This window comes from Pseudomonas paeninsulae (assembly GCF_035621475.1).
Taxonomy (GTDB): Bacteria; Pseudomonadota; Gammaproteobacteria; order Pseudomonadales; family Pseudomonadaceae; genus Aquipseudomonas; species Aquipseudomonas paeninsulae.
Window position 1 is genome coordinate 4,816,775 of sequence record NZ_CP141799.1, and the last position, 12,036, is coordinate 4,828,810.

At 62.1% G+C, this 12,036-nt stretch carries 16 protein-coding genes; 9 read left to right on the plus strand and 7 right to left on the minus strand.

Features of this window, described 5'->3' with window-relative positions; translation table 11 throughout:
- Positions 1-55: 55 nt before the first annotated feature.
- Positions 56-1,822, minus strand: coding sequence for a sodium:solute symporter family protein (locus VCJ09_RS22170; RefSeq protein WP_324732177.1), 1,767 nt, complete (start codon positions 1,820-1,822; stop codon positions 56-58).
- Between the two features lie 10 nt (positions 1,823-1,832).
- The gene (locus VCJ09_RS22175) at positions 1,833-2,099 is read right to left on the minus strand and encodes a DUF4212 domain-containing protein (protein WP_079203632.1); all 267 of its coding nucleotides are present in this window, start codon (positions 2,097-2,099) and stop codon (positions 1,833-1,835) included.
- 404 nt (positions 2,100-2,503) lie between these two features.
- Between VCJ09_RS22175 and VCJ09_RS22180 the strand changes: the two genes are divergently transcribed.
- Positions 2,504-2,701 carry a hypothetical protein gene (locus VCJ09_RS22180; RefSeq protein WP_324732178.1) on the plus strand — a complete coding sequence of 66 codons (198 nt, stop codon included), beginning with the start codon at positions 2,504-2,506 and terminating at the stop codon, positions 2,699-2,701.
- Positions 2,702-2,770: 69 nt separating this feature from the next.
- Positions 2,771-3,400: a glutathione S-transferase gene (locus VCJ09_RS22185; RefSeq protein WP_324732179.1), complete on the plus strand. Its 630-nt coding sequence runs from the start codon at positions 2,771-2,773 to the stop codon at positions 3,398-3,400.
- 369 nt (positions 3,401-3,769) lie between these two features.
- On the opposite strand, the gene VCJ09_RS22190 is transcribed toward VCJ09_RS22185, so the two are convergent.
- A complete protein-coding gene (locus VCJ09_RS22190; protein ID WP_407692992.1) occupies positions 3,770-4,075 on the minus strand; it encodes a hypothetical protein in 306 nt (101 codons plus the stop codon).
- 45 nt (positions 4,076-4,120) lie between these two features.
- On the minus strand, positions 4,121-5,479 hold the full coding sequence (creD, locus tag VCJ09_RS22195) for a cell envelope integrity protein CreD (protein ID WP_324732180.1): 1,359 nt from the start codon (positions 5,477-5,479) through the stop codon (positions 4,121-4,123).
- Positions 5,480-5,654: 175 nt separating this feature from the next.
- Here creD and VCJ09_RS22200 point away from each other — a divergent pair, with 175 nt between their 5' ends.
- The 3 genes from VCJ09_RS22200 (at position 5,655) to VCJ09_RS22210 (ending at position 7,014) form a co-directional block, all read left to right on the plus strand.
- Positions 5,655-6,095, plus strand: a complete 441-nt coding sequence (locus VCJ09_RS22200; RefSeq protein ID WP_324732181.1) for a DUF2628 domain-containing protein — start codon at positions 5,655-5,657, stop codon at positions 6,093-6,095.
- Between the two features lie 66 nt (positions 6,096-6,161).
- Positions 6,162-6,632 (plus strand): OsmC family protein, encoded by a 471-nt coding sequence (locus tag VCJ09_RS22205; RefSeq protein ID WP_324732182.1) that lies wholly within the window; start codon positions 6,162-6,164, stop codon positions 6,630-6,632.
- Between the two features lie 49 nt (positions 6,633-6,681).
- Positions 6,682-7,014 (plus strand): DUF2834 domain-containing protein, encoded by a 333-nt coding sequence (locus tag VCJ09_RS22210; protein ID WP_324732183.1) that lies wholly within the window; start codon positions 6,682-6,684, stop codon positions 7,012-7,014.
- Here the strand turns inward: VCJ09_RS22210 and VCJ09_RS22215 are convergent.
- The gene (locus VCJ09_RS22215; RefSeq protein ID WP_324732184.1) at positions 6,998-7,150 is read right to left on the minus strand and encodes a DUF3096 domain-containing protein; all 153 of its coding nucleotides are present in this window, start codon (positions 7,148-7,150) and stop codon (positions 6,998-7,000) included. The genes VCJ09_RS22210 and VCJ09_RS22215 overlap by 17 nt on opposite strands.
- A 127-nt stretch (positions 7,151-7,277) precedes the next feature.
- On the opposite strand from VCJ09_RS22215, the gene VCJ09_RS22220 reads away from it, so the two are divergent.
- From VCJ09_RS22220 to arsN2, 4 genes are all read left to right on the plus strand, one after another.
- Positions 7,278-7,850 carry a DinB family protein gene (locus VCJ09_RS22220; protein WP_324732185.1) on the plus strand — a complete coding sequence of 191 codons (573 nt, stop codon included), beginning with the start codon at positions 7,278-7,280 and terminating at the stop codon, positions 7,848-7,850.
- 1 nt (position 7,851) lies between these two features.
- The gene (locus tag VCJ09_RS22225) at positions 7,852-8,607 is read left to right on the plus strand and encodes a carbon-nitrogen hydrolase family protein (RefSeq protein WP_324732186.1); all 756 of its coding nucleotides are present in this window, start codon (positions 7,852-7,854) and stop codon (positions 8,605-8,607) included.
- A gap of 84 nt (positions 8,608-8,691) precedes the next feature.
- Positions 8,692-9,288 carry a DUF6151 family protein gene (locus VCJ09_RS22230; RefSeq protein WP_324732187.1) on the plus strand — a complete coding sequence of 199 codons (597 nt, stop codon included), beginning with the start codon at positions 8,692-8,694 and terminating at the stop codon, positions 9,286-9,288.
- 15 nt (positions 9,289-9,303) lie between these two features.
- Complete coding sequence (gene arsN2, locus VCJ09_RS22235) at positions 9,304-9,777, plus strand: arsenic resistance N-acetyltransferase ArsN2 (protein ID WP_324732188.1); 474 nt, start codon at positions 9,304-9,306, stop codon at positions 9,775-9,777.
- A 151-nt stretch (positions 9,778-9,928) separates the two neighbouring features.
- On the opposite strand, the gene creC is transcribed toward arsN2, so the two are convergent.
- Positions 9,929-11,353 (minus strand): two-component system sensor histidine kinase CreC, encoded by a 1,425-nt coding sequence (creC, locus tag VCJ09_RS22240; RefSeq protein ID WP_324732189.1) that lies wholly within the window; start codon positions 11,351-11,353, stop codon positions 9,929-9,931.
- Positions 11,353-12,036, minus strand: a complete 684-nt coding sequence (creB, locus tag VCJ09_RS22245; RefSeq protein WP_324732190.1) for a two-component system response regulator CreB — start codon at positions 12,034-12,036, stop codon at positions 11,353-11,355. The genes creC and creB overlap by 1 nt, the downstream gene beginning before the upstream one ends.

The window sequence follows — 12,036 nt, forward strand, 5'->3', positions numbered from 1 at the left end:
AGCAAAACGCCCCGTTTCCGGGGCGTTGTGTTTTAGCGCTTTAGCGCTTTAGCACTCAGTGCTCGATCGCAGCACCTGCACCACGGGGGATGCGGATGTCTTCGATGATGTGCTGGATATGCTCCGGCGGTGCAGCAGTGACCTGGGCCACTGCGATTGCAGTGATGAAGTTGAAGATCATGCCCAGGGTACCGATGCCTTCAGGCGAGATACCGAACCACCAGTCAGCAGGCCCGGCAGTCGGGAAGATGAACTTGTAGTAGACGATATAGCTGAAGGTGAAGGCCAGACCAACCACCATGCCGGCAATCGCGCCTTCCTTGTTCATCCTCTTGGAGAAAATCCCCATGACGATGGCCGGGAAGAACGAGGCTGCCGCCAGACCGAAGGCGAATGCCACCACCTGCGCCACGAAGGCCGGCGGGTAGATACCGAACAGACCGGCCACCAGTACCGCCACACCTGCGGCCAGACGTGCCGCGAGCAGCTCCTTCTTCTCGCTGATGTTGGGCATCAGAGTGCTCTTCAGCAGGTCATGCGAGATCGAGGTCGAAATCACCAACAACAAGCCTGCAGCAGTCGACAGTGCAGCCGCCAGACCACCCGCAGCGATCAAGGCGATCACCCAGCCCGGCAGACCGGCGATTTCCGGGTTGGCCAGGACGATGATGTCGCGATCCACGTAGAACTCAGTGGCTGCCGGTGTAGCAACGTTAGTCACCACGCGCTCGCCATTCACCCCAAGCTCTGCGGCGAAGGTCGGAGCACCCACGAATGGAGCACCTGGGCCGTACTGGATCTTGCCGTCACCGTTCTTGTCCATCCAGGCGATAAGACCGGACTTCTCCCAGTTCTTCACCCACTGCGGCGCTTCGCTGTATTGCAGCTCAGGAATGCTGGTCAACAGGTTGATCCGGGCAAAAGCCGCGAGAGCAGGAGCGGTGGTGTAGAGAATGGCAATGAACAGCAGGGCATAACCGGCAGACTGACGGGCAGCACGGACGGTCGGGGTGGTGAAGAAGCGTACGATCACGTGCGGCAGACCGGCAGTACCGACCATCAACGCCATGGTGATGAAGAACACGTCGATGGTCGACTTCTTGCCATCGGTGTAGGTGTCGAAGCCCAGCTCAGTGCTCAGGCCATTCAGGCGTTCGAGGACCGAGGTGCTGGTGCCGATCACGTCACTGCCGAAGCCCAGCTGCGGGATCGGGTTGCCAGTGATCATCATCGAGATGTAAATCGCCGGCACCATGTAGGCGAAGATCATCACGCAGAACTGCGCCACCTGGGTGTAGGTGATGCCCTTCATGCCGCCGAGTACGGAGTAGAAGAACACGATGGCCATGCCGATCAATACGCCGGTGTTGATGTCCACTTCCAGGTAGCGGGAGAAGACGATGCCGACGCCGCGCATCTGCCCAGCCACGTAGGTGAACGAGATGAAGATCACGCACACCACAGCAACCAGACGCGCGGTCTGCGAGTAGTAACGCTCGCCGATGAAATCCGGCACGGTGAACTTGCCGAACTTGCGCAGGTAGGGTGCCAGGCACATGGCCAGGAGCACGTAACCGCCGGTCCAACCCATCAGGTACACGCTACCGTCGAGGCCGACGAAGGAGATGATCCCCGCCATCGAGATGAACGACGCCGCCGACATCCAGTCGGCGCCGGTGGCCATGCCGTTGAGGATCGGGTGTACGCCCTTGCTGGCGACGTAGTATTCGCTGGTGGAGCCGGCCCGGGTATAGAGGGCGATGCCGATATACAGCGCAAAAGTCGCGCCGACGAACAGATAGATCAGAGTTTGGGTATCCATGTTCGGCGCCTTATTCTTCGTGGACGTCGTGTTTGCGGTCGTACTGATTCATCTTCCACACATAGAAGAAAATCATCGCCACGAACGAATAGATTGAGCCCTGCTGAGCAAACCAGAAGCCCAGAGGGAAACCGAAGAACTGGATATGGTTAAGCTGTTCGACAAACAGAATCCCTGCGCCGAATGACACTGCGAACCAGATGGTCAGCAGGATCAACATCAGTCGCAGGTTATCTTTCCAGTAGGCCTTGGCGGCCTCTTGCTTAGATACGGACATATGAGGGACTCCTCGTTTTTTGTTGTTTTGACCCTTGCAACTTAGCAGTCCCAGTGGCGACCGCCAGTGAGACTTTGGTCGAGTGCCCGCGCCCAGCCACGTGCATAAGCCTTTCCAGCCCCCAGTGGCGCGGCTTACAGGCACAGAACCCGAACCGCCGGGCACAGCCGCCCCTACCAAGGTCGAATGCACGAGCGCCGCTCTAGTCCGGGATTGGCGGACAAACCGGCGATTGTCGCAGTGGCTGTGACTGCAAGCGGTAACCTTCGGCCGGTTTTCGGGGCCATACCGCGATGCCCTGAGCTTCGGGAGCCCACCATAAACCGCCTCATCAGTCTCGGCCTCGCTACAGGCCGCGCAGGTGCAGTACTGGCCACTGCCAGGCAGCGCGCCGCGCCTTTTCGGTGTATGTCGATGAGCGGGATCAGGTCTGGCTGACCGACTTCGCGGCCAAGGCCATCGTCCATGTCGAGTCGGCCGGGAACGCTCCAGAGCTTCCCCAGCGACCGAGCAACGCCAACGTGCGGCAGATGCTCGGCCGCCCCGGCGAAGCCTGGGGCGCCGGGGCGGCAACCGGTCGGCGGATGGTCATTGGTTACTGAGTCATGCAGGCGTGGGGCGAACGCAGTAATCTTCCAACGATTGCGCTTAACCGCCTGTAAGGAGGCAGCATGTCCAGCCCCAGCATGACCCTGTTCTACTCGCCCACCTCGCCCTTTGTACGCAAGGTCATGGTGCTGCTGCACGAGACCGGTCAACTCGACCGTGTGGCCTTGCAGCAGGTCCAGGCCCCCCCGACCACCACCGACGGCGAACTCAACCGGCTTAATCCGGCAGGCAAGATCCCCGCATTACGCCTGGCCGACGGCAATGTGCTGCACGATAGCCGGGTGATCCTCGACTACCTCGACCAGCAACATGTCGGTGACCCGCTGATCCCGCTACAGGGACCTTCGCGCTGGCGGCGCCTGACCCTGGCCTCCCTGGCCGACGCGATCCTCGACGCGGCCGTGCTGATCCGCTACGAGAGCTTTTTGCGGCCAGCGGACAAGCGCTGGGAACAATGGCAGCAAGGCCAGCAGGCGAAGATCGAGCGCGCCCTGCAACAGTTCGAAGATGAGGCCATTGCCGAGCTGGCCTGTCACTTCGATATCGCCGCGATCGGCGTCGCCTGCGCCCTCGGCTACCTGGATTTCCGCCAGGCGCAACTGGGCTGGCGTGAACGCTTCCCGCAACTGGCCGGCTGGTATGCCGAGATCAGCCAGCGGCCATCGATGCAGGCCACCCAGCCGCCGGACTGACATCAACCTGCGTAGGAAGAGTTCCAGCGCCTGCGACGCTGCGCTGTCGCGCAGCAAACTGGAGGCGGCAATCGCGCCTGTCGGCCTGTGGGCTCCTGTAGAGACTCTGTTCACGCTCAAGCTTTTGCTCATTCGAGCGTTTTCGCGGATAAATCCGCGCCTACACAAAGCGCCATAAGCCATAAAATCAAAGACATACGGGTTGTTTGATAAAAGCCCGGGGGACACCTGATCCTTGCTGGCTCCTGCAATCTTTGCGACTGCCCCCATCCACCGGCGCGTGGCCCTGCGCCGGGGCAAATAACCGGGCGATCCGCCGCGCCAGCAGATGCCCGGCACGCGCCTCCTCGCGCAGGCCGATATGCCCGCTCATCGCCAGTACCACAGACGAAAAAAGCCACCAGCCAGTAGCAGACCAACCTGCCCGAGCCCCGCGCACAGACTGAGAAAGGACTGCAGCGCACGGTTCTGCGCGGCGTCTGCCAGGCCAGTCAGCTCACTCCAGAACGTCTCGGGTAGCAAGATCAGGCTCAACTGCGCCAACGGTTTACCTGACAGCAGCAGGCTGTCGATCAGGTTGAACTGACCGCCGAACATCAGCCCCAGCAGCATCAGCCCGGCGACCACCAGGCCCAGGGCCAGACAAGCAGAAAACTGGACGAATATACGCATCATGATTGGCTCCCCGGAGTGGCGCAGCCAGGGCTGCGCCACTGTCCGTCAAAGGCTATTGGCAGGGCTGGACGGCGGGGTTTGACCGACGCCGTACCAGTCGAACTTGCGGGTCAACACCATCACGCAACCCAGCACTCCGAAGACCAGCAGCGAGCCCATCAGCAGGGCATAGTCCTCGGCGCTGAGCAGGGCGAACAGCAGGCCATAGAGCGCCGCCAGCAACACCGCGAAAGCCCCGCCGCGCAGCCAGCTGTGCAGCACATGGCTGATGTAGAAACCGATCAAGGACACACAGGCCAGCGCCGAAATGCCGTAGGCGCTGGCAAAGCTCAGGTGCTCGGACAGGGACAGCAACAGCAGATAGAACAAAGCCAGGGCCATGCCCACCAGGGCGTACTGCACCGGGTGCACCGCCATGCGCTTGAGCACTTCGAACAGAAAGAACACGGCGAAGGTCAGGCCGATAAACAACAGGGCATATTTGATCGCCCGCTCGGTCTTCAGGTATTGATCCACCGGGTCGACAAAGCTCACGCCAAAGTTGCGCGCCGCCAGCCCCTGGCAACTGTCCTTGCGCACACAATCCTGCAGCGCTTCTTCCAGATTGGTGGCGAAAAAGCTGGTCTGCCAATGCGCCTTGAAGCCCGCCGCACTCACGGTGCGGCTACTCGGCAGGTACTCGCCGACAAAGCTCGGGTGCGGCCAATCGGAGCTCAGTTCGACCCGGCTGTCGCGGCCCACCGGGGTGATGCTCAGTTGCTCGGTACCCTGCAGCTTGAGGTCGAAGGCGAACTCCAGCAATTGCCCGCCCTGGCTATCCAGCGCCGGCAAAGGTGCATGCACACCGGCACCGAAACGCTTGTCGCCACTGCCCGGAGCAAAGCCCAGGGTCGTGCCATTCAGACGCAATTGCAGGTCATTGCCGATGCCGCGGATATCGCTGATGCCCACCGCCAGGAACGGCTTGTCGAAACGGTACAGGCCCAGCTCATCGCCCAGTCCCAGACGCACCGGCAGCTTGAAGGCGCCGCTGATCTGGTTATCGCTGCGGTACAACAACGCCTGATAAATACCGCGCGCACGCAGCTCGGTGGCGACCGTGCCATTGAACACGAAACGCTCCGGCAGAAAGTACAACCGCCCACGGGACTTCTGCTCTTGCAGATAGCGCTCGCCGCTCTTGGCGTGGGTTTTCCACTCCTGCCATACCTTGGTGTAGGGCTGGACCAGGACAGGCCCGGTGAGCTGCTGGCGATAGCTGGAACTGCGGGCGATGTCCTGCAATACCGCCTCTCGCTGATACTGCCGCTCGCTAACCAGCCCGCCGATCATCGACAACGGGACCAGCAATAACAAAATCAGCAAGGCAATAGCGCCCAGCTTGAAACCCAGAATGCGGCTCATGGTGCAACTCTCCGATACGGTTTAGGTAGGCAGAGTCTGGGCAGCGCGGGTGGTGGTTTTATGGAGGGAGGATGGAAAGTTCGTGGAGATGCTGTGCAACCCACCGCAGCGCGAATAGACAGCGATGGGCGAAATGCGTAGCGTGCCGCTGATCGCCCATTCAGGATGAAAGGCCATGACCCCGTACAACCCCTACGCCACCCCGCAAGCCAGCGTCGCCGATTCAGAATCGCGGGTGTCCGACGAGCAGATCGCCGCGCTACCCATCTCCGATAAATGGAAGCAGCGCTTCAGCGCGATTCAGCATGCCGGCGGCAGCAAGATGCCAAGGCTCAAGGAACTGCCCGCGGCAGAACGGCGCAAGGCATTCAGCTTCAACTTTCTGGCGTTCCTGTTCGGCCCTATCTACTACGCCATCAAGGGCATGTGGAAAAAGGGCCTGACACTTTTCCTGGCCTGCGCGGCCGTCGTAATCGCCTTGGGGGTGGGCCTGGATTTCCTAGGTTACGGCAAGATCGCCAACGCCCTCGGCTATGGCGTGGGTGCGATATTCGTCACGCGCGCCAATGTCGATTACTACAAGAAGATGCTGCTTGACGATAACGGCTGGTGGTAACTCCACCAGTCAGTCTGACCGACAGCCACTGCTTTCTAGTGACCCAACAACATCAGGAGAATACCCATGGCTGAGTATGTCGCCGAGGTGATTTGGCAACGCGGTGCACAGGATTTTCTCGGCAACCGCTATAGCCGCAAGCATCTGCTGCGTTTTGATGGCGGCCTGGAGGTCGCGGGTTCGTCCTCGCCGCATGTGGTGCCGCTGCCGATGTCGGATGAAAGCGCAGTCGACCCCGAGGAAGCCTTTGTCGCCGCGCTCGCCAGCTGCCATATGCTGTGGTTTCTCTCCATCGCCGCCAAGCGCCGCTTTTGCGTGGATGACTACCGTGACAGTGCCAGCGGGCTGATGCAGGCAAACGAGGCCGGTAAGCTGTTTATCGCCCAGGTGACCTTACGCCCTGCGGTCAGCTTCTCCGGTGAGCGCATGCCCACGCGCGAACAGATCGAGCAGATGCACCACCAGGCTCATGAGGAATGCTTTATCGCCAACTCGGTGAAATCCGAGATACGTTGCCAACCGCGCTTTGCCGAGTAACACCACAGTGGCGACAGCGATTCACCTCACAGAACCCAAGGACGGCGCCATGAAAAAACTCGCACTGCCCCTGATCACCCTGCTGGCGTTTAGCGCCTACACCCTCTATGTGATGCTGCATGCGCAGCAGTCGCTGCTGCAATTTGCTATGCAATTGCTGTCCAGCGCCGACACCGCCCAAGTGGTGATCGACCTCTACATACTCGCTGCCCTGGCCTGCATCTGGATGTACCGCGATGGCCGTGCACGGGGCAAGTCACTGGCCTACCTGCTGCCGTTCTTTGCCCTGACTGCGCTGTTTGTCTCTGTCGGCCCGCTGCTCTATCTGGTGCTCAAGGCCATAGACCCGGACAGCCGCACGCTGCTTAAAAACGCAGATTGAAATTGCCCGTGCCGAATATGCCGACCAGGCCAATCACGATCAGATAAATCGCCACGATGTAATTCAGCAAACGCGGCACCAGCAGAATCAGGATACCGGCGATCAGCGAAATCAGCGGGGTAAGGGCAAGGTTCATGGTTATCTCCTGATGGGTTATTGAAGCGCCAGTATGCGCGCCACTTCCAAACCACACAGCACTATCCATCTGCCGAGCCGTAAGGCATACACCACCCGTTAGACCATCCGCGTATTGAAGGCCATCTATGAGCAGCGCCAGCCTGTTAACCTCATTACTGCAGTACAAAGCCTGGGCCAATCAGGAACTCTTCAGCGAGTTGCTGCGCCTTGATCCAGTCGCCCACCCAGCGGAGTTGCACGCCGCCCTGCGCATCCTCAATCACATCCATGTGGTCGAACAAATCTTTGTCGCCAACCTGCAAGGCATCAGCCACGGCTACAGCGCCACCAACACCCAAGAAACGCCCACGCTGGAAGCGCTCTACCAGGCGGTGCAGGCCACCGACCGCTGGTATCTGGGCTATGTGGAGGGATTAAGCGCCGAACAGTTGCGCGAGCGTATCGCCTTCGGCTTTGTCGACGGCGATGCCGGCTGCATGAGCCGCGAGGAGATGCTGGCGCATATCATCAGCCACGGCGGCTACCACCGCGGCGCAGTGGGGCGGATCATGGCGCAGCTGGCGCTTGTCCCGCCGCGGGATATCTACACCCGCTTTCTCCATCAGGCCGAGCCCGAGCGCCGCCAAGCGAACCGAGATGGCAACCATGCAGCCTCCCCATCCAACTTCAGAGCCACCCCGACCAACCCTGGAAAATGACATGCCATCCATGCGAATCGCTGCGGCGCAGTCCTTGTCCGTCCCCGGTGACCTCGCCGCCAATGTCGCCATCCACTGCAGCTTTATTGCGGCGGCCAGCGCAGCCGGCGTCGACCTTCTGGTATTCCCCGAGCTGTCGCTCAGCGGTTATGAGCTGCCACTGCTGGGCAGTCGCACGGTTCAGCCTGAGGATGAAGTGCTGGCCCCCATTCGCCAACTGGTTCGCGCAAGGGCGATGACTGTGGTGCTTGGCGCTGCGCTGCCAAGCACCACAGCGCGCCCCTATATCGGCGCTATCACATTCTTCCCGGATGGCCGCACCAGCCGCTATTGCAAGCAGTACCTGGATCCCAGCGAAGCGCCCTTTGCGACTCAGGGCGAGCGCGGCGCCAAGCGCCATAACCTGGCAGGTGAGTCGTTCACTCTGGCAATCTGCGCCGACACCACCCACGCGCAGCACGCGCAAAACGCCGCCGCCACGGGTGCATCCCTGTATCTGGCCGGTGTGCTGGTGTCGCAGAAAGGCTATCCGTTGGATTCCGCCAACCTCAGCCGCTATGCCGCCAGTTACGCCATGACCACGCTTATGGCCAATCACGGCGGCACGTCCGGGCGCTACCTGGCGGCCGGTAGAAGCGCGATTTGGGCACCCGGCGGCAAGCTGGTGGTCGAGGCGCCAGGCCCAGGCAGTTATCTGGTGATCGCGGCAAAAGAGTCTGCGCGATGGACAGGCGAGCTACGTTCGCTCGCAACCTGACAGGTCGTTGAAAACGACGGCGGCGGCCAAGACATACAACTGCTATACCGATCATCGACCAGCCAACCCCTCATGGAGCCCCCCATGACTCAGCCAATACGCTGTAGTTGCGGCAAGTTCAAAGGCACCCTCGCCCGCACCCACAAAGAGAATCGCGGCCTCTGTTATTGCACGGATTGCCAGGCCTTTGCCCGCTACTTGCGCCGCGCAGAGCAGATACTCGATCGCAACGGCGGCACCGATATTATTCAAACCACACCGAAGCACGTCAGCTTTACCGATGGCATCGAGCACCTGGCCTGCATGCGCCTCACGCCGAACGGCCTGCTGCGCTGGTATGCCAGCTGTTGCAATACCCCCATCGGCAACACCCTGGCCAACTACAAGCTGTCCTTCGTGGGCCTGGTGCATAACTGCCTGGAGTCCGCGCCGGTTTCGCTGGACGAGGCCTTCGGGCCAATCCGCATGCAGCTGAAGACCCGGTCCGCCCAGGGCAAACCCAAGCCCAAAGCCTTTGGCTTGCCGGCCGCCATGGTGCGCATTGCCAGCATGCTGCTCAAGGCGCGCCTGGATGGCAGCTACAAGCGCACGCCGTTCTTTATCCCCGGCTCCAACACGCCCCTGGTCACGCCCAAGGTGCTCAGTCCGCAGGAAAGGGAGGAGGTGATGTATGCGGCCTGACAGGCAGCTGCGCCTATGAAAGCCACGATTCAAGCCGTTGCGCTCAGCCATCAGGTGCAGCAGTTGCTTGCTGCCTGCCAGCTGCCCAGCGACGACCTGCAGGACGCCGCGAACAACCTGCGTCTGTTTGGTTGCCAGGCTGACGGCCGTCTCGTCGGGCTGGTGGGCCTGCAGATGCATGGCGCGGATGCACTGTTGCGCTCCCTCGCTGTGGCCGACTCCGCGCGCGGCCAGGGTCTCGGCGCCGAGTTGCTGGCCTATGCCGAACGGCAGGCGGCGACCCACGGCGTGCAAGCCATCTACTTGCTCACTACTACGGCCGAGGTCTTCTTTGCCCAACGCGGCTACCGCCTGAGTGATCGCGCAACGGCCCCCCCGGCGATTGCCGCGACCCGGCAGTTCAGCGGGCTTTGCCCGGCGAGCGCGGCGTTTATGCGCAAGCGGCTGAGTGCTGGCGAAGCCTGGTCCACCGCCCCGCCAGTCCCGTAGTTCGAATGAAATCCGCGAGCCCGGCCCTGACCGCCAGCGTTGCCGCGGATGGCGCCAAGGCTATTCGGGCTATGGGCGCTGGGTCGTGTGGATGACGCCTTGTTCATCCACCAGCGCAGACCTTGCATATGGACCCAGGATCCACGGGCGGCTACGCGCGGCTAACGACCAGGCGCACCTGCACCCCGCCCTCGACATTGCCCACCTGCAGCTCGCCGCCATGCAGCTGCATCACCTCTTGTACGAAGTTCAGGCCCAGGCCGGTGCTCTTGCGTCCGCTGTCGGGGCGCGGCAGGGAGTAGAAGCGTTCGCACAGGCGTGCCAGGGCGTAGTCGGGAATCGCTTCGCCCTGGTTGAATAGCCGCAGTTCGAGCTGCTCGCCCTGCGCCTGGGCGCTGAAGCGGATCAACCCAACGGGCGGGGTGAAATCGAGGGCGTTGTCGAGCAGGTTGGCCAGGGCCTGGCGCAGCAGGAAGGCCTCGCCGCGGGCACACAACTCGGCATCAATCAGGTTGTCGATGCGCAAGCCCGCCGCCTCGATACGCGCCATCTGCGCCTGCAGCAGGGATTCGACCAGCGCGTGCAGCGGCACCGCCACCTGCTCTTCCAGGCCCTGGCGTTGCTCCACCTGGGCCAGGTGCAACAGGCGTTCGATCAGCTGCTGGATGCGCGCGCTTTCCTGCCCGATATTGGCCACGAAGCGCTGACGCTGCTCGCTCGGCATCTCGCCGTCGAGCAGCTCGGCGGCGCCGCGGATGGCCGCCAGGGGGCTTTTCAATTCGTGGGTCAGGGTGTGCACATAGCGTTCGACATAGGCCTTGCCTTCCAGCTCGGTGCGCATACGTTCGATGGCCTGCGCCAGTTGCCCCAGCTCACCACCGCGCACGCTGGGTAACTCGGCCCGCTGCCCGGCGCTAACGGCCTGGGCATAGCGGGTCAGTTTGCCCAGCGCGACGCTGAGCCACCAGGACAGCAGTGCGCCGATCAACAGCCCCAGCACTATCAGGCCGCCGCCGAGCCAGGCCAGACGCTGCTCGGAACGTTCGATATAGGGCTGCAGGGTGCGGTTGGGCTTGGCCACCGAGACCACGCCGATGATCCGCGCGCCATCCATGATCGGCGCCGCCACGTACATCACCGATGAGTCGGGGTCGTGCGGGTCTTCCTTGGTCGAGCGCGCGCCGTATTCGCCGCGCAGGGTCAGCAGCACATCGTTCCAGCGCGAATAGTCCTGGCCCACTGCCGCCCCCGTGGAGTCGAGCAGAACCATGCCCTTGGCGTCGGTGACATAGATGCGGTGGTTGACCTGGGTTTTCGTCACGCCCCAGATACTCGCCTGCGGCTGGCGCTGGCCGTAGGCCTGGAGCATGGCGGGCAGGCGGCCCTGCTGCAGGCTGCCGGCCTTGACCTCGTCGCGGAGGATTTCCGCCAGCAGGTTGGCGGTGTCCACCAGGGTTTCCTCGGTGGACTGACGCACGCCGGGGCGGATTTCGTCCATCACCGTGCTCAGTACAAACCAGCCAGCGAGGCCGACGAAGAGGAAATAGACCAGGAAGATACGCACTCCCAATGGCATCAGGCGTGCCTCGGCGAGTAGCTATAACCCAGGCCGCGATGGGTCTGGATCGGCTCGGCTTCGGCGGCCACCTGGCGCAGCTTGGCACGCAGGCTTTTGACATGGCTGTCGATGCTGCGCTCGTAACCCACATCAGCGGCCACCCCCAGACCGTCGAGCAACTGCTCGCGGGAGAACACCCGTTCGGGCTGCGCCAGCAGGTTCTGTAGCAAGCGGAATTCGTGGCGCGTCAGGCTCAGTAGCTGACCGTGGTAGTGGATCTGTACCCGTTCGCTGTCCACCTGAAAAGGGCCACTCGCCGCAGGCGCGGCAGACTCACGCGGAGCCGTGCGCTTGAGAATGGCCTTGACCCGCGCCGCCACTTCACGCGGGCTGAATGGCTTGACCACATAATCGTCGGCGCCGATCTCAAGACCCACCACCCGGTCGATCTCCTCGCTACGGGCGGTGAGGAAGATCACCGGCACCTCGGAGAAACGACGCAGGCGCTTGCAGACTTCGAAACCACCGATATCCGGCAGGCCGACATCGAGAATCACCAGGTCGAACGGCTCGCCCGCCAACCGCTCCAGCGCCACGCCACCCAGGCCCAACCAGCACGTGGTGAAACCCTCGGCCTGCAGGGCATAAACCAGGGTGTCGGCAATCGCGGCTTCATCTTCGACGATCAGAATGTACGGCAT